Source organism: Novosphingobium album (ex Hu et al. 2023) (assembly GCF_022832385.1).
GTDB lineage: Bacteria > Pseudomonadota > Alphaproteobacteria > Sphingomonadales > Sphingomonadaceae > Novosphingobium > Novosphingobium album.
On the sequence record NZ_JALHLE010000018.1, the window covers coordinates 98,093 to 114,914 of the forward strand.

A 16,822-nucleotide genomic window follows, 5' to 3' on the forward strand; every position below is an offset into this window, starting at 1 on the left:
GCCGTCCGGGCGGGGAAACCCGGGCTGTCATCGTTTTTCACGCAGGGGCAGTGGAGCAAAGAACATGACGCCATTTCAGCACAATCTGCTGCCGGGCATTCTGCTTGCCTGCATGCCAAAAAGTGGCAGCTCGTCGCTTTCGAGGATGCTGGGCAATCTGGCAGGCGTGCGGGTCGCTTCGCTGGTGCCCGGATGGGACATCCGCGAGCAGGAGATCGATTTCAAAATTCTCGAGCACCAGTTGCTGCAGAACGCGAACCAGACTTTCGTCGCCCAGATGCATGTGGTGTGTTCGAGCACGACGCGTGGCTTCCTGACCGAAGGCGCTCTGTCCCCGCTGATCCAGACGCGCAATTTCCCGGACGCGATCGTTTCTGCGGCCGATCATCACCTCGTCGCCGGGCATCCCAGCGAACGCGTGCTGCTGCCGGAGGATTTCCTGAACTGGGATGACGACCGCCGCTACGACTACATGATTGCGTTCAAGCTGCCCTGGCACCTGAAGTTCTTCAAGTCGTGGATTCTCTATGAAGGCTTCCGCAATCGCTGGGTGCGCTACGAGGATTTCGCGCTCGACGCGCAGGCCACGCTCCGCTCGGCCGTTCGCGCGCTCGGCCTGAATGAGAACGATCCCTACATCGCCACGGTTGCGCAGGCACCAGAAGCGGGCGAGCGGGTGCGTTTCAACAAGGGCGTATCCGGGCGCGGGCGCCAGAACCTGACGCGCAAACAGCTCACACAGATCGAGGACATGGTCGCGCTGTTCGAGCTTCCATCCGAATATCTGGGCTACGTCCTTGAAGGTGAAGTGGAAGGCCTTGCCCTGCCAGCCTGATTCGGGCGGTTACACCAGCACGAACCGGGTCAGGTCCTGCTCCTCGAAGATGAAGCGGGGATCATAGCCGCGCGCCGCGAACTGCTGCGCCACTTCCGCCGATGCGGCAAGCACGGCCGTGGCCGCCGCTAGTGACGGTTCGTCATCGCCCGTATCGGCCGTCACCGCGATGTGCGCTCCCAGCCCCACCGTGCGCAGCAGTTCGGCCACGGCTTCCGCATCAAACGCATCGCTCAGCACCAGACGGCTGATCTCGGGCATGGCGCTGACGTTGAACGCCAATGTCTGCAGCGCCACCATGGCCGGAAACTGCGAGCGCAGTTCGGCGACGCTGGCATGATCGGCAAACCCGGCGATCGCCATGCGGGTGTAGAGCTCGTAGGCGCGGATATAGTCGTGCTTTGCCACCCAGAAACGGATCGCGACGGACATGCGCAGCGCCGTGAAGATGTGGCACATCCGGTCGTAGAGTGCGCGCGCTTCCTCGGCCTCGCTGAACCGGCCGCGCTGGGTGCCGAAATGCAGGAAGTATTCGAGGCCGCCGCGGTAGGTGTCCCACGAGGTCATGACTTCCTCATTGCCCGCCTGCTGGCGGCTGGGCGCGTGCTGGGAGAGGGTGACGGAGCGGTAGAACGGCTCCTTCAGGAAGGTCACGGCGCCGTCATCGAGGAAGTGCGCGAGAAAGGCGAAGGGCCAGAAGCAGAAATGGCGGGGCACGAACGCCGCCCGCGCATTGGCGAGCCGGTAGATCGCGATTTCCGGGAAGATGTGCTTCTGGAACAGGAATTCGAACACGCCCATGAAGTCCTGCCGTTCGAACTTCACATCGGCATCGACGTCGTAGAACTTGCGTTCGTCGACGTTGGCGACCTGATTGTAGAGATACCAGGGCGCATGGCAGGCGGTGACGTCGGGATTGGCGTCGAGATAGGCTACGACCTCGGCGATCCGGGGCAGGATCAGGAGGTCGTCGTCGCCCTGATAGATCATGTATTCGCCCGAGGCGTGCTGGATTGCGTTGGTGAGGTTGGGAGCGGCTCCGGCATTGGCCGGTGCTCGCAGGTAGAGGATTGGCAAGCCCTTGGCGATGAACTCCTGCACCACGTCCGGCGTGCCGTCGGTGGAAGCGTTGTCGGAAATCACGATTTCGTGGGTGAAGCTGAAATCCGCCTCCGCCAGACATTCCAGCGCCGTGCGCAGGTATGGCGCGCGGTTGTAGGTCGGGATGCAGATGCTGAGCTTAATCTGGGTCAACGGACCACCTCTTCCGTGAAATCGGGACAGGCCGCGTCGCGCTTGCCGATGACGGCAGGCGCGAAAGGCCAGGCAATGGCGAAAGCGGGGTCGTCCCATCGCACGCCGCGTGCCAGCTCGGGCGTGTAAGGCGCGGACATCTGGTAGAAGAGGGCGCAGTCGTCCTCCAGCGTCAGGAAGCCATGGGCGCAGCCGGTGGGGATGTAGAAGGCGTTGTGCCGCGCAGCGTCGAGTTCGACGGCGGCCCATTTCAGGTAGCTGGGTGAGTCCGGCCGCAAGTCCACCGCAACATCGAACACGCGCCCATGCGTAGCGCGCACCAGCTTGACCTCGGCGCCGGGTTCGGCCTGGAAGTGCAGTCCGCGCAGCGTGCCGCGCTGCCGGTTGGTGGAGACGTTGCACTGCGGGTATGTGGTCGCGAGGCCTTGTGCCGCGAACGTATCCGAGCAGAAGGTCCGGAAGAAGCTGCCGCGTTCGTCCGACAGGATCTCGGGTTCGACGATAAAGGCGCCGGCCACCTCGGTTGCCGTGAACTTCACGGGTAGACCGTCAGTTCCGGCACGGCGACGACGAAGCGGCCGCCCCACGAGCGGACTTCCGCCATGGATGCCATGACTTCTTCGCGGATGTTCCACGGCAGGATCAGAACATAGTCCGGCCGCGTTTCGGCGATCGTTTCGGGCGGCCGGATGGGCAGGTGGCTGCCGGGCAGGAAATGGCCCTGCTTGGCCGGGTTGCGGTCGACCACATAATCGATCCGGTCTGCACCCACGCCGCAGAAGTTGAGCAGGGTGTTGCCCTTGGCTGCCGCGCCGTAGGCGGCGACGGTCTTGCCCTCGCGGGCTGCCGTGTCGAGGAACGCCAGCAACCCTTCGCGCACCGGCGCGACCTTGCTCTGGAACGCGGCATAGGTTTCCGGCCGGTCGAACCCGGCAGCCTTTTCGTCAGCGCGGACTTTGGCGAGGCCGGGGCCTGTCGCATGGGCCTGCGAAGCGGTGCGGCAGGCCAGGATGCGCAGGCTGCCGCCGTGGGTGGGCAGTTCCTCGACGTCGAAGACCTTGAGGCCATGTGCGCCGAAGACCGTCTCCACTGCAAGCAGCGAGAGGTAGTAGAAGTGCTCGTGATAGACAGTGTCGAACTGCACGCCCTCGATCAGGCGCAGCAAGTGCGGGAACTCCACGCTGACGACGCCGTCGGGCTTGAGCACGGCCGCAAACCCGCCCACGAAATCGTTGATGTCCGGCACGTGGGCGAGCACGTTGTTGCCGATGACGAGGTCTGCCGAAAGGCCCCTTGCAACGAGGTTCTGCGCCGTCTCTCGCCCGAAGAAGCGGGCTTCGGTCGGCACGCCGATGGCGCGTGCGGCCTCGGCGACATTGGCGGCGGGTTCGATTCCCAGCACCGGCACGCCCGCCGCCACGAAGTGCTTGAGCAGGTAGCCGTCGTTGCTGGCCACTTCGATCACTTGCGAAGTGTCATCGAGCCCGAAACGCTCGCGCGCCATGACTGTGAAGCGCCTGGCGTGTTCCACCCAGCCATCGCTGAAGGAGGAGAAATAGGCGTAGTGGCTGAAAATGTCCTCGGGCGGCACGAAGCTGTCCGCCTGAACCAGCCAGCACTGCGGGCAGACGAAGGCGCGCAGCGGGTAGCTGGGCTCGGGTTTGGAAAGCTGCGCCTCGGTCAGGTACGAATTGGCGAGCGGGGTCGAGCCGAGATCGACGAAGGACTGCTCGGCCTGAGCGCCGCAGAACCGGCAGGGACGCGCACTCATGCCATCAGCTCCTCATAGGCGGCGATCTGGCGCAGGGTGAATTCGCGCATGTCCGCTCCCTCGCGATGGGCGTTGTACCAGCCCACGGTCCATTCGATGGTCTGCGCCCGGTTGAGGCAGGGGTGCCAGCCCAGCACTTCGCCTGCCAGCCCGGAATCCAGCGTCAGCATCGGCGCTTCGGCTTCCCATGTGCCGGCTGCTTGCGTCCATGCTGTTTCGAGGCCGAAGCCACGGCCCAGTTCCTCGGCCAGTTCGGCGACAGTGGCGAAGTCCTGTGCATCGGGCCCGAAGTTCAGCGCTTCGGGCAGGGCAGCCCCTTCGGCGAGCGCCTGCGCATAGGCGAGGTAGCCGCCGAGCGGTTCGAGCACGTGCTGCCAGGGGCGCACCGCCTGCGGATAACGCAGCTCCACTGGCGAGCCTTGTCCGAGCGCGCGGATGAAGTCGGGCACCAGCCGGTCCTGTGCCCAGTCGCCGCCGCCGATCACATTGCCTGCGCGCGCGGCGGCGAGCGAGACGCCGCGATCCCTCAGGAAGCTCTTGGCGTAGCTGCGGCAGACCAGTTCGGTGCAGGCCTTGGAGCTGCTGTAGGGATCGCTGCCGCCGAGCGGATCGTTCTCCACGAAGGCCCGGCCACTGCCGTCATTGGCATAGACCTTGTCCGAGGTGATCACGAGCACGGTGCGGACCGCAGGCGCCGCGCGCACCGCGTCGAGCACACTGACAGTGCCCATGACATTGGTCGAAAAGGTCTCCGCCGGATCGGCATAGGAAGGCCGCACCAGCGCCTGAGCGGCCATGTGGATGACCACGTCCGCGCCCGACTGCGCCAGTTGCATGGACAGCGCCTGCGTGTCGCGAATGTCGGTAATCTGGTGGCTGTCAGGCCAGGGCGCGGCCAGCGCGTAGAGGGAAGGCGTCGAGACCGGTGGCAGCGCCACTGCCGTCACTTGCGCGCCCAGCCGTTCCAGCCAGAGGCACAGCCAGGCGCCCTTGAAGCCGGTCTGCCCGGTGACGAAAACCCGCCGTTCCTGCCAGAAGTTTCTCAGCCCCATACCTTCCAGGGCGCCTTGCCGGAGTTCCACAGGTCTTCGAGCTGGACTCGCTCGCGCAGGGTATCCATCGGCTGCCAGAACCCGTCGTGCTCATAGGCGGCGAGCTGACGTGCAGCGCTGAGCTTCTGCAGAGGTTCGCCTTCCCACACCGTGGTGTCCCCGTCGATCAGGTCGAGGACCGAGGGTTCGAGCACGAAAAAGCCGCCGTTGATCCGCTGGTTGCTGCTGCTCGGCTTCTCGACGAACGACGTGACCTTGTTGTTGCGGATGTTGGCCACGCCGAAACGGCCGGGCGGCATCACCGCGCACATGGTCGCCTGCAGCCCGTGTTCCTTGTGAAAGGCGATTTCGGCTGTCAGGTCGATGTCGCCGAGACCATCGCCATAGGTCATGCAGAACGGTTCGTCGTCGAGATAGGGCGCGATGCGGCGGATGCGGCCGCCGGTCATCGACTGGATGCCGGTGTCTACTACGGTCACTTTCCAGTTCACCTGCTCGGCCCGGTGGTACTGGATCGTGCCGTTGGACAGGTCCACCGTGATGTCGTTGTGGTGGAGGAACAGGTTGGTGAAGTACTCCTTGATCATATAGCCCTTGTAACCGGCGCATATGATGAAGTCGGTGATGCCGTGGTGGGCATAGATGTTCATGATGTGCCAGAGGATCGGTTTTTCACCGATCTCGATCAGCGGCTTGGGCCGCGTGACCGTCTCTTCCGAGAGACGGGAACCCAGCCCGCCTGCCAGGATCACGGCTTTCACGAAAAGCGGCCCGTTGTCCGGGTCGGTTTGGGCCTTGCAGCACCCTGCATCTCAGCGGCAACCCCTGTCTTCGTCTATGTGATTGCCCGGCATGGCTTTCGTTCACCGGCCCGGCGACATGAACGGGGCGGGTATAAGCGCAACGATTCGCGGTGTGCAAGGCATTGCGGGACTTAGTGCCCGGCGAAAGAGGTCCTTCCCGGGTTGAGCCGGGAAGGACAGGTGTCAGCCACCCAGGGTGGGCGCGATTTCAGAAGAGGTTGGGCCGGAGCGGCACTGGTGTGGCGCGGATGTCGCCGCTCCGGCCATGCGGCTGGGGTGGCCGCAATGGGGTTAAGCGTCAGTCTTGCGGGATTACCCAGCGGATGGTGCCGGCATAGCTGCCCGGCACCTTCTGGCCGTCGGTGCCGGTCGCCGGATCGAACCGGGCGCGTTTGGCCAGGTTGCGGCAAGTGGCGGCGTCCAGCCCATCGTAGCCGCTCGACTGCACGATCGTGCAGTCGGTAACGCGGCCGCCGGTGTCGATGGCGAGACGGAAGCGGACGGTGCCAGTGTGTCCCAGCCGGATATCGGATGTGGGATAGTCATTCGTGGTCACCCACTGTGCCGCATCGTTGCGAGGCCTGGCTCCCTTCGGGGCAAGGGGGGGCGGTGGATCGCTGGGCGTGACGGCCGGGATGAAAATGAATTCGCCGCTGCCGCTTGCCGGTTCCATTTTTACAGGAGGTGTAAGCTCGACAATCGGGTCCGCGGCAACCGGGATCAGGGGGTCGGGGACTTTGGTGAAGTTGTCGCGGATGATGGTCCGTTCCGGCTGCGCCTCCGGCGTCTCGGTGGGCTTGGGAGGCAGCGGCTCCAGTGGGATCTGTGTGCCGCCCGTGTGCGGCGGGGCAGGATCCTTGATAAAGTGGACGGCAAAGCCATTGACCAGCGCCAGGGCGAGGCCGGCCTGGATCAGCGCAACTGTGCCCCCGGTCAGCGCCTTGCGGCCACTGCCGGAATTCCCATCGGCATAAGACATGGGCATCCTCTCCATTGCTGGCCGTATCCCTGCGGTTCACCGCAGGTCCGGCACTGTTCATGGCAGGAAGCGTAACACAACCATTTCAGTTGGGAATTATTTTTTACTAAACAAATCAAGTATATGGCAATACATGATTATAATAACTGTGCTTAATTTCAGGCGGACTCACGAATTTCTGCGGGCCGGGCAGTTACGCCTGAATTGACGCTGAATGAATAATTCCGTTGCAGTTGTGTAATCAGCGTGCGGCAGCGAGCGCTTTTTGTCTGCGCCGCTGCACCGAACTGCCAAGACCGATGGCCTCGCGGTATTTCGCGACAGTGCGGCGGGCCAGTTCGAAGCCTTTTTCCTTGAGCAGGTCTACCAGGGCATCGTCGGACAGGATCGCCTTGGGGTCTTCGGCGTCGATCAGTTGCTTGATCGCTGCCTTGACCGCTTCGGCCGAAGCCCCGCCCTCGCCGCCTGCCGAGGCGACGCCGGAGCTGAAGAAGTATTTCAGCTCGTAGGTGCCGCGCGGGCAGTTGAGGAACTTGTTCGAGGTGACGCGGCTCACCGTCGATTCATGCATACCGATCGCTTCGGCGACGGTACGCAGCGTCAGTGGTTTGAGGTGCGAGACACCGTGGCGGAAGAAGCCATCCTGTTGCTTCACCAGTTCGGTGGCGACCTTGAGGATGGTCTTCTGGCGCTGGTCGAGCGCCTTGATCAGCCAGTTGGCATCGGCGAGCTTTTCGGACAGCCAGGCGCGCGAGGTCTTGTCGTCGCAAGTACCCTTGAGTTCGACGTAATAGCCGCGATTGACGATCAGGCGCGGCAGTGTCGCCTGATTGAGCGCGATGTCCCAGCCGGCGTCGGCGCGCGGGGTAACGAGGATATCGGGTGTTACTGCACCGCTGGGCTCGCCGCCGAAGCGCAGACCCGGCTTGGGGTCATAACTGCGCAGCTCGGAGAGCATGTCCGCGAAGTCCTCATCGTCGACGCCGCACATGCGCTTGAGTCGCGCAAGTTCGCCGCGGCCGATCAGATCGAGGTTTTCGATCAGCTTGGCCATGCAGGGATCGTAACGGTTGGCTTCCCTGGCCTGCAGGGCGATACATTCGGACAGATTGCGCGCGCCCACGCCGGTGGGATCGAGTGACTGGACCACGGCCAGCCCCTGTTCCGCTTCGTCCTCATCGATGCCAAGATCTGCGGCAATTTCGGGGAGCGAGGCAGGAAGGTAGCCGGTCTCGTCGAGCAGGCCGGTGATATAGCGGGCGATACCAGCCAGCAGCGGATCGCTGGTCACTGCGCCGATCTGGGCTTCCAGGTGCTCGGACAACGTCTCGCCGCTTCCCGCGCGTTCGTCGATCCCCGGGCCTTCTTCACCGGACGGCCCGCGCAAATCGGCGCCCCAGCCTGCATCGTCTCCGCTGCGCTGGCCGTCGCCGGTGTCGCGGTCACGGTCGAGTGCGGTGGCGTCGATGTCGAGCGGCCGGTCGTCGGCGGCACGCCCTTCGCCGATAAGCTGGTCGACCGAGGAGCCTTCGAGCGAGGTGCGCCGGGCTTCATCGGGCATGTCGACGGATTCAGCGGCGGGCTCGGGAGCCTGTGCGCTCACGTCGAGCAGCGGATTGCCTTCCAGCGATTCGCCGATGAAGGTCTCGATCTCCAGATTGGACAGCGCCAGCAGCTTGATCGCCTGCTGGAGCTGCGGCGTCATTACCAGCGACTGGCTTTGCCGCAGATCGAGACGTGGCCCCAGCGCCATCGATCAATCCCCCCGCGTGGCTGGCCTCACAACGTGAAGCCCTCGCCGAGGTAGAGGCGCCGCACGTTCTCGTCAGCGACGAGTGCTTCAGGACTGCCCGCGAAGAGGACCTGGCCGCCGTAGATGATGCATGCACGATCGACGATATCGAGCGTTTCGCGCACGTTGTGATCGGTGATCAACACACCGATACCGCGTGTCTTGAGGTCGCGCACAAGTTCACGGATATCGGCGATCGAGAGCGGGTCGATGCCTGCGAACGGTTCGTCAAGCAGCATGATCGAGGGCTTGGCAGCCAGCGCGCGGGCAATCTCGCAGCGGCGGCGCTCGCCGCCCGAGAGCGCCATCGCCGGACTTGTGCGAAGCCGGGTGAGGCCGAACTCGTCGAGCAGGCGTTCCAGCTCCTCTTCGCGCACATCCCTGTCCGGCTCGACGAGTTCGAGCACGGCGCCGATGTTCTGCTCGACCGTCATGCCCCGGAAGATCGAGGTTTCCTGCGGCAGATAGCCCAGCCCAAGAATCGCGCGCCGGTACATCGGCAACCGGGTGACATCGATCCCGTCCATCAGGATGCGTCCCGAATCGGGACGGACGAGGCCCATGATCGAATAGAAGCAGGTGGTCTTGCCCGCGCCGTTGGGGCCGAGCAGGCCGAGCACCTCACCCTTGGCCACCGACAGCGAGATGTCGGTGAGCACGGCGCGCTTGTCGTAACTCTTGGCGATCGAAATGACTTCGAGCCCGCCCCGCTCGGCTAGCAATGCCGCAGCTGCGGCGGGGCCGCCGGCATGTTCGTGAGAAAGATCAGTCGTAACGGTCATCTCAAGAAGGTTTACGCAGCGTACATGGTGACGGCAACCCGGCATTTCCGATTGTGTGGCGGGATTGGCAAGTTTCGTGCATGAGTCGCAATTGCGACACAGTCAGGTTTTGTTCGCACTTGCAAAAAATCGAACCCGACTTGATCTTGATGCATTTCGATGGTCTATTCAGACATATCGGACGAGGGGAGTCGCCTGATGAACAACAGCACGAGTCGCGGTACATTGTCCCAAAACGCAGCGCTTGACGGCCAGGATATTCCCGTGGCCGACTGGCGCCGGAAGATGAGCGATCATATCGCTTATGCGCTGTTGGTCTACACGGCTCTGCAGATCTTCGTCACGATCGGCGCGCTCAAGGCGGGCGGCGGCTCGCTGCTGCCCTATCTCGCGCTGATTATCCTCGTCATTGCGATCATTCCGGCCTGCCGCCGTTTCGAATCGCGCTGGAACCACCTGACGGACGAGCAGGCGCACGATCCTTCGCTAGCGCCCTATTACAAGCGGGACCGGCTGATGCTCTGGGCCCTCGCCATCGGGCTGCCTTTTGCGCTGACCGGCCTGTTCAAGGTGCTCGCGCTCACCTTTACCTGACATCTTTCCGGGGCAACTCGCATTTGCCCTTCGCCCGTGTGGCGACTAGGGCTCGCATTCGTGCGCTCGAACCCGGGCGCGGACGGATGATCAGGGGGGTGCCTTTCACATGCTCAGTCCGGAACAGGCCAGCGACCGTGCGCAGGATCTGGTAGAACGCGCGCGCCGTGCCGGGGCAGATGCGGCCGATGTGGTTTATGGCGCCAATTCCTCGGAAGGTATCCAGATTCGCCTGGGGAAGCTCGAGGATGTCGAGCGTTCCGAGAGCGAACACATTTCGCTCCGTGTGTTCCTGGGCCAGCGATCCGCCAGCATCGGCTCGTCCGACATGTCGCCGCAGGCTCTTGATGAACTGGCTGCCCGTGCGATCGACATGGCGCGGGCCGCGCCGGAAGACCGCTATGCCGGTCTCGCGCCGGAGGAGTTGCTGAGCCATGGCCCCTGGCAGGATCTCGATGTGATCGATCCCTCCGAGCCGAGCCCGCAGGACTTGCGCGCGATGGCTGAAGAGGCCGAGGAGGCTGCCCGCGCAGTGGCAGGTATTACCAATTCGGATGGCGCTTCCGCCAGCTCCGGCTCGGGCGTGTTCGCGCTTGCGACCAGTCACGGCTTTACGGGTGGTTACGGTTCCACCAGCCATTCGCTCAGTGTCTCGGTGGTTGGTGGCGAAGGTGCGGCCAAGCAGCGCGACAATGCCTGGCGCTCGGCGCATCATGGCGCCGACCTGCCGCCCCCCGCTGAGATCGGCTCTCTGGCCGGAGAACGTACCGTGGCCCGCCTCGGTTCGGGCAAGATGAAGAGCGGCGCGATGCCGGTCGTTTTCGACCCGCGCGTGGCGGGCAGCCTGATCGGGCACCTGATCGGTGCCATGTCCGGCAGTTCCATTGCGCGCCGGTCGAGCTTCCTGCTCGACAAGCTGGGCGAGCAGATCTTCGCGCCGGGCATTGTGATCGTGGAGGACCCGCACACGCCGCGTGGCCTGCGTTCGCGCATGTTCGACGGTGAGGGGCTGGCGACGGTGAAGCGCGATCTCATTGCCGGTGGCAAAGTCACCGGCTGGCTCCTTGACAGCGCGTCGGCCCGCCAGCTCGGGATGACGCCTACGGGCCATGCTGCGCGCAGCGGTGGCGGGGCGCCGAGCGTGTCGGTCGGCAATGTCCATCTCGCGGCCGGAGAGCTATCGCCCGCGGAGTTGATGGCGGACATCAAGGATGGCGTGTACGTCACCGAACTGATCGGTCAGGGCGTGAACGGCGTGACCGGCGACTACAGCCGCGGCGCCACGGGCTTTCGCATCGTGAATGGCGAACTGGCGGGGCCGGTTGCGGAAATAACCGTCGCGGGCAATCTCCTTGCGATGTTCGCGCAGCTCACTCCGGCAAACGATCTGGAATGGTACCGCGCGATCAACGTGCCAACGGTGCGAGTTGATGGCATGACCGTCGCGGGCGACTGACGATCAGGGCAGGCTGATCCGGTAGGTGCGTGCCGCCGTGCCGCGGAACAGCATGTCCTTTTCGTCCTCGGAACAGCCTGCCGCGAGGCGTTTGAAGGCGTTCCAGATCGCCCCGTACGTGCCTGCGGCCCGGTCGGGCGGGAAATTGCTTTCGAACATGGCCCGGGCCGGGGAAAAGGCGGCGATGCAGCATTCCACGCGGGTGCGCCATGTCTCGGCAAGCTCTTCCGATGTGGCGTGGCCGGCCTGTGCGCCCATGGGGCCGTTGATGTCCATGCCCATGCCGCCCAGCTTGATCATCATATTGGGCCGCCGGGCGAGGTCGGTGATCGCCCTGGCCCATTCGGCAAAGACCTCGTCCTGCCGGTCCGCGTTGCGCCCGTGCATGACCGGGCTGCCCACATGGTCGAGCACGATGGTCAGGTCGGGCAAGGCATCGGCCAGTGCCGCCACATCGCCGATCTGGCCGTGCGTGCACCAGACATCGAGACTGAGGTCCATGTCCGAAAGCACGCGAGCACCTGCCCGGAACGCCGGATCGCGCAGGATCCGGTCGAGTGCCGGGTCGCAAGGCTGCCCGAACAGCGTTTCCGGACTGTAGACCGTGTTCATCCGGATGCCGCGAAAGCGCTCACCGGCCGCGGCCAGATGCGCTTCGAGGATGGGGCGGGCGGCGTCGCCCTTGCACAGATCGGCACTGCCGACAATGCGGTGGCACAGCCGGGCCGGGCCATAGAGACCGCTATCGCACATCGCGGCCATGCCGTTGGCGAATTCGGTTTCGCCGAGCGAGCGCAGGTCTTCCGGTCCATCGGTGCGGTACATCGTGTGGCATTCGACGAAGACCGAATGGGTGATGGCGTGGCCGCTCGCCGCGATGCAGGCCTGTACCTGATCGAACAGGAACAGCTGCATCTCCAGTGCCCGCGCGCCCCAGTGGCGGATATCCCAGAAGTGCAGGTGCGGATCGATGATCGGCCGTTCGGGCTCGATCGGGGCTTCCTCTTCCATCATCGTCCGTCCTCTCCCTGTCTTGTGCGGGGCGTTTGACGTCACCCTTAGTCGTCTTTCCGGCGCGCGTATCCCTCTGACATGAGCCGGTTGAGTTCGGGGCGGCTGGTGGTCTGAAGGTGGCGCTCGGTCTCGATGTCGATGTATTCTCCGATCGTCAGCGTTTCGGCCGAGACGCAATTGGCCTTCATCAGCCGCAGCGCCAGCGGATCGCGCGCTGCCAGTTGCCGGGCGAGCGCCAGCGTCTCGTCATGCAAGACCTCGTCCGCAAACAGCCGGTTGACCAGACCCATCGCCAGCGCTTCCTCACCGCCGAAACGGTCGGGGAAGAACAGCAGTTCGCGTGCCTTCGCGCCACCGAGCAGGCGATCGAGATTCCACGCCAAGCCCATGTCGCCCGAAACGCCGACATTGAGAAAGGCGGTCGAGAACCGCGCACGCGCGGTGGCGAAGCGCAAGTCGCACGATGTCGCCCAGCCCATGCCCGCACCTGCGCAGCCGCCGTCGATTGCGGCAATGGTCACCTGAGGCATCGTGTGGAGCAGGGTGGAGGCGTGATAGAACCCGGTCGTGACCGGTTCGTGTGTGCCGTCCGCGACGGGTGTCTCCTTAGAAGGTGCGATGTCGGCGCCCACACAGAAGTCGTTCCCGGCACCGCGCAGCACCAGCACGCGGGCATCGCTCTCGGAAACCTGCCGCACGGCCTCGTAGACCTCGCGGCACATGCCCACGGTCACGCCGTTGCGCCGTTCCGGTCGGTTCAGCGTGACGAGCGCAATACCCGCCTGTTGCTCGACCAGGACCGTGGGCGCCCCGCTCATTGCGGGTCTGACCAGACCGGCGCGCGCTTTTCGAACAGCGCCTTGCCGCCCTCGCGGGCGTCCGGCCCCATGAACATCGCGCGCACTTCGGGAAGCGCGAACATCTCGCGGTTCGAGGCTTCCATGCCGAGGTCGTAATAGGACTGCATCACTGCCTTGGTGGCGATGATCGAGGCGGGGGAGCAGGCGATGATCTCGTCCGCCCAGCGCCGGGCGCAGGCCAGCAGGTCCGCATCGGGCACCACTTCGGCGACCACGCCCCATTCGTGCGCTTGCGACGCAGGCACCTTGCGCGCGGTGAGCAACATGGCGTGGGCGCGCTTGGGGCCGAGTTCCTGCACGATGCGCTGGATGCCGCCACCGAGTGCTGCGAGGCCCACCTTGGGTTCGGTCAGGCCGAAGCTGGCGCTTTCGGCGGCCACGATCACGTCGCAGGCCAGCGCCGCCTCGAAGCCGCCGCCCATGGCGAAGCCATTTACCGCCGCGATTACAGGTTTGCGCCGATTGAAACGCCAGACGAGCCCTGCAAAGCCGGTTTCGGGCACCGGCATGCCCTTGAACGCGCGCGGATCTTCCTTGTTCGAAGGGGTGCGCAGATCGGCCCCGGCGGAAAAGGCCTTGTCGCCCGCGCCGGTGAGGATCGCTACCCATGATTGCGGATCGGCCTCGAACCGGTCGAATACTTCGCCCAGCTCGAAATTCGCTTCGCCGTGGAGGGCATTGCGCATTTCCGGACGGTTGATCGTCACGGTCATCACCTGGCCGTCCGTCTCGACCGTGCAGAACCGGGTTTCCATGCGCCTCTCTCCTCTCGCCAGCGTCTGCCGCCTGTTGAAACCTCTGCGTCAAGGGATCAAGATCGTGCGGCCATGAGACAAGTGTCTACCATCCTTTCCTTCGAAACTCCGGGCCGCGGCTTTACCGATATCACGCGGGCGATGGCCCGCTGGCTGACGGAAACCGGCCTCTCGGAAGGGCTGCTCACCTTGCTGTGCCGCCATACTTCGGCCTCGCTTGTGATTCAGGAGAACGCCGCGCGCGAAGTGCGTACTGATATGGCGGACTGGCTTGACCGGCTGGCGCCCGAGGGCCTGCACTATGCCCACGACGACGAAGGGCCGGACGACATGCCCGCGCATCTCAAGGCGACGCTCACGGGCGTGAACCTGCAGATCCCGGTGATCGGCGGGCGCATGGCGCTGGGCACCTGGCAGGGAATATACCTTGCCGAGCACCGGGCGATGCCGCACCGTCGCCAGATCGCCGTGCATGTGATCGGCGAATAGAACCGGGCCGCATCTGTAACCGCAGAAGAGCCTGGACCGAACATCAGGGAGAGAAGGAGCGGGCATGGACGTAGACACGGCGGAATTTGATCCGGGCTTCGATATTGCAGCGCGCGAGGCGCACGTTGTCGGTGCGGGCCCTCGCATCGAACCGGTGACACAGGACAATATTGACGATGCGTCCCGCGAACTGGTCCACGCGGTCCGCGCCGGCGCAGGTGCGCCACGCATGGACGATGTGCCCGAATACATGCGCACCATGCTCAAGCATCCGGACATTTTCCGCTGCCAGATGGAAATGGGCACGGCGCTCTTCAACGGACGGATTCCGCCGCGCGAGCGCGAGCTGGCTATTCTGCGGATCGGCTGGCTGTGCCGCGCGCCCTATGAATGGGGCCAGCATGTCGAGATCGCCTACCGCGTAGGTCTCGACCGTCAGGCGGTTGAACGCACGCGCACTGGTTCCACCGCGCCGGGCTGGACCGCACACGAAGCTGCGATCCTGCACGGGGTGGAGGAGCTACTCGAGGACATGGCCCTGTCCGATGAGACCTGGGATACCCTCGCCGAAAGCTGGGATGAGGCGCAGCTGATCGAATTTCCGATGATGGTGGGCCAGTACGTCGCCACCGCCTTTGTGCAGAACACGCTGCGCGTCCGGCTGGTGGACGACAATCCGGGACTGACACGGCTGTGAGCGAACAGGCCACCGGCGCGGCGCCGAAAGGCGGGGATGTGGTGAAACGCCACCGCTTCTCCACGCGCCTGTGGCACTGGATCAATGCCGTGACCCTGCTCGTCATGCTGATGAGCGGGCTGATGATCTTCAATGCGCACCCTCGCCTCTACTGGGGCGAGTACGGGGCGAACTACGATGCGCCCTGGCTGAAGATCAGTTCGGCCCGCGCCGGAGGCGAGGAGTACGGCTATCTCCAGATTGGCCGCGCACGGGTGACGACCACTGGCTTGCTTGGACTGTGGAAGGATCAGGACGGCCGCGTGCAGCGCCGGGCCTTTCCCTACTGGGTGACGATCCCTTCGCGCTACAGCCTTGCCGGTGCGCGCATCTGGCACCTCGCGTTCGCATGGGTGCTGGCGGTGGGGTTGTTGTTCTATCTGCTGTGGTCGCTGGTCAACCGGCACCTCCAGCGCGACATTCACATCACCCGCGCAGAGTGGCGGCCCTCTCACATCTGGCATGATGTGAAGGACCATGCCCGCCTGCGCTTTCCTACGGACGTTGCGGCGCTGCGCTACAACGTGCTGCAGAAGCTGGCCTATGCTGGTGTGCTGTTCGGCCTGCTGCCGCTGATGATCCTGACCGGCCTCGCGTTGTCGCCCGGCACCGATGCCTGGTTTCCGCTGGCGACGGAGATCTTCGGCGGGCGCCAGTCGGCGCGGTCGGTGCATTTCCTGTGCGCCTTCGCACTGGTGGCGTTCTTTCTCGTTCACATGGCCATGGTCGTGCTCGCCGGGCCCTTCAACGAAGTGCGCTCGATGATTACCGGGCGCTACCGCCTGCCGAAGGACAAGACTGCATGAGCCGCCTGATCCTCTCGCGCCGCACGCTGATCCGCGGCGGGGCCGCCGGAGCGGGCAGCATCATGCTCTCCGGCTGCGACAAGCTGTTCGAGAACCCCACCTTCCGCCATACGCTGGAAGGCGCGGAAGACCTGCACAAACTGACCCAGCGTGCGCTCGGCCGCCATGCGCTGGCGCGCGAGTTCAGCGAGGCGGACATGTCGCCGCAGTTCCGTGCCAACGGCAGCCGCGAAGTGGCCGACCCCGTCTATCGTCAGCATCTGGCACAAGGCTTTTCGCAATGGGCGCTGCGGGTGGAAGGGCTGGTGGACAAGCCGGTGACGCTGCCGCTGGACGTGCTCAGATCCATGCCGCAGCGCAAGCAGATCACGCGGCACGACTGCGTCGAGGGCTGGAGCGCGATCGGCCAGTGGACCGGGCCGCGCCTCGGTGCGATCCTCGATCTCGCCGGGCTCAAACCGCAGGCGAAGTACATCGTGTTCCACTGCGCCGACCTCTACCACGGCCGGCCCTATTACGAATCGATCGATCTGGTGGACGCCTTCCATCCGCAGACGCTCCTGGCCTGGTCGATGAACGGCAGGCCGCTGGAACAGGCCCACGGCGCACCGCTCCGCCTGCGTGTGGAGCGCCAGCTCGGCTACAAGCACGCCAAGTTCGTGACCCGGATCGAGGCAGTGGCCTCGCTCGGCGGCATCTATGGCGGCAAGGGCGGCTATTGGGAGGATAACGGCAGCTACGCCTGGTATGCCGGGATCTGACGTTCCCGCCGCGTAACCCATCAAAATTGATCTCGGACAAAGAAGTGATCCACACTGTATCGCTATGAGAATGCTGTTCCCGC

18 protein-coding genes are annotated in these 16,822 nt (G+C 64.5%); 7 read left to right on the forward strand and 11 right to left on the reverse strand.

The features are described 5' to 3' along the window. Positions 1–64 precede the first annotated feature (64 nt). Positions 65–835 (forward strand): hypothetical protein, encoded by a 771-nt coding sequence (locus MTR64_RS12290; RefSeq protein WP_243994241.1) that lies wholly within the window; start codon positions 65–67, stop codon positions 833–835. A 9-nt stretch (positions 836–844) separates the two neighbouring features. On the opposite strand, the gene MTR64_RS12295 is transcribed toward MTR64_RS12290, so the two are convergent. The 8 genes from MTR64_RS12295 to lptB all read right to left on the reverse strand — a co-directional run bounded on the left by MTR64_RS12295 (position 845) and on the right by lptB (position 9,268). Then, positions 845–2,089 (reverse strand): glycosyltransferase family A protein, encoded by a 1,245-nt coding sequence (locus MTR64_RS12295; RefSeq protein WP_243994243.1) that lies wholly within the window; start codon positions 2,087–2,089, stop codon positions 845–847. Beyond that, complete coding sequence (gene rfbC, locus MTR64_RS12300) at positions 2,086–2,628, reverse strand: dTDP-4-dehydrorhamnose 3,5-epimerase (RefSeq protein ID WP_243994244.1); 543 nt, start codon at positions 2,626–2,628, stop codon at positions 2,086–2,088. The genes MTR64_RS12295 and rfbC overlap by 4 nt, the downstream gene beginning before the upstream one ends. Next, complete coding sequence (locus MTR64_RS12305; protein ID WP_243994246.1) at positions 2,625–3,860, reverse strand: class I SAM-dependent methyltransferase; 1,236 nt, start codon at positions 3,858–3,860, stop codon at positions 2,625–2,627. Before MTR64_RS12305 ends, rfbC begins: the two co-directional genes overlap by 4 nt. Then, positions 3,857–4,912 (reverse strand): CDP-glucose 4,6-dehydratase, encoded by a 1,056-nt coding sequence (rfbG, locus tag MTR64_RS12310; protein ID WP_243994248.1) that lies wholly within the window; start codon positions 4,910–4,912, stop codon positions 3,857–3,859. Before rfbG ends, MTR64_RS12305 begins: the two co-directional genes overlap by 4 nt. Beyond that, the gene (rfbF, locus tag MTR64_RS12315) at positions 4,903–5,673 is read right to left on the reverse strand and encodes a glucose-1-phosphate cytidylyltransferase (RefSeq protein WP_243994250.1); all 771 of its coding nucleotides are present in this window, start codon (positions 5,671–5,673) and stop codon (positions 4,903–4,905) included. Before rfbF ends, rfbG begins: the two co-directional genes overlap by 10 nt. A gap of 340 nt (positions 5,674–6,013) precedes the next feature. Then, positions 6,014–6,694, reverse strand: coding sequence for an energy transducer TonB (locus tag MTR64_RS12320; protein ID WP_243994252.1), 681 nt, complete (start codon positions 6,692–6,694; stop codon positions 6,014–6,016). A gap of 241 nt (positions 6,695–6,935) precedes the next feature. Beyond that, complete coding sequence (gene rpoN, locus MTR64_RS12325; protein WP_243994254.1) at positions 6,936–8,447, reverse strand: RNA polymerase factor sigma-54; 1,512 nt, start codon at positions 8,445–8,447, stop codon at positions 6,936–6,938. 26 nt (positions 8,448–8,473) lie between these two features. After that, positions 8,474–9,268: an LPS export ABC transporter ATP-binding protein gene (lptB, locus tag MTR64_RS12330; protein WP_243994256.1), complete on the reverse strand. Its 795-nt coding sequence runs from the start codon at positions 9,266–9,268 to the stop codon at positions 8,474–8,476. 198 nt (positions 9,269–9,466) lie between these two features. Between lptB and MTR64_RS12335 the strand changes: the two genes are divergently transcribed. Together MTR64_RS12335 and MTR64_RS12340 are read left to right on the forward strand one after the other, a co-directional pair. Beyond that, positions 9,467–9,862, forward strand: coding sequence for a hypothetical protein (locus MTR64_RS12335; RefSeq protein WP_327194271.1), 396 nt, complete (start codon positions 9,467–9,469; stop codon positions 9,860–9,862). 109 nt (positions 9,863–9,971) lie between these two features. After that, complete coding sequence (locus MTR64_RS12340) at positions 9,972–11,318, forward strand: TldD/PmbA family protein (RefSeq protein WP_243994258.1); 1,347 nt, start codon at positions 9,972–9,974, stop codon at positions 11,316–11,318. Positions 11,319–11,321: 3 nt separating this feature from the next. Here MTR64_RS12340 and MTR64_RS12345 read toward each other — a convergent pair whose 3' ends face one another. Genes MTR64_RS12345 through MTR64_RS12355 form a run of 3 tightly spaced genes read right to left on the reverse strand, consistent with a single transcriptional unit; the run spans position 11,322 to position 13,947 of the window. Next, positions 11,322–12,332 carry an amidohydrolase family protein gene (locus tag MTR64_RS12345; RefSeq protein ID WP_243994261.1) on the reverse strand — a complete coding sequence of 337 codons (1,011 nt, stop codon included), beginning with the start codon at positions 12,330–12,332 and terminating at the stop codon, positions 11,322–11,324. A 44-nt stretch (positions 12,333–12,376) separates the two neighbouring features. After that, entirely contained in the window at positions 12,377–13,150 is a 774-nt protein-coding gene (locus tag MTR64_RS12350) for an enoyl-CoA hydratase/isomerase family protein (protein WP_243994263.1), read from the reverse strand. Continuing rightward, positions 13,147–13,947 (reverse strand): enoyl-CoA hydratase-related protein, encoded by an 801-nt coding sequence (locus tag MTR64_RS12355; protein ID WP_243994265.1) that lies wholly within the window; start codon positions 13,945–13,947, stop codon positions 13,147–13,149. Before MTR64_RS12355 ends, MTR64_RS12350 begins: the two co-directional genes overlap by 4 nt. A gap of 72 nt (positions 13,948–14,019) precedes the next feature. Here MTR64_RS12355 and MTR64_RS12360 point away from each other — a divergent pair, with 72 nt between their 5' ends. The 4 genes from MTR64_RS12360 (at position 14,020) to MTR64_RS12375 (ending at position 16,739) form a co-directional block, all read left to right on the forward strand. Further along, entirely contained in the window at positions 14,020–14,436 is a 417-nt protein-coding gene (locus MTR64_RS12360) for a secondary thiamine-phosphate synthase enzyme YjbQ (protein ID WP_243994266.1), read from the forward strand. Positions 14,437–14,500: 64 nt separating this feature from the next. Then, positions 14,501–15,133, forward strand: a complete 633-nt coding sequence (locus tag MTR64_RS12365; RefSeq protein WP_243994269.1) for a carboxymuconolactone decarboxylase family protein — start codon at positions 14,501–14,503, stop codon at positions 15,131–15,133. Further along, positions 15,130–15,978: a cytochrome b/b6 domain-containing protein gene (locus MTR64_RS12370; RefSeq protein ID WP_243994271.1), complete on the forward strand. Its 849-nt coding sequence runs from the start codon at positions 15,130–15,132 to the stop codon at positions 15,976–15,978. Before MTR64_RS12365 ends, MTR64_RS12370 begins: the two co-directional genes overlap by 4 nt. Further along, complete coding sequence (locus MTR64_RS12375; protein WP_243994274.1) at positions 15,975–16,739, forward strand: molybdopterin-dependent oxidoreductase; 765 nt, start codon at positions 15,975–15,977, stop codon at positions 16,737–16,739. Before MTR64_RS12370 ends, MTR64_RS12375 begins: the two co-directional genes overlap by 4 nt. Positions 16,740–16,822: the final 83 nt, after the last annotated feature.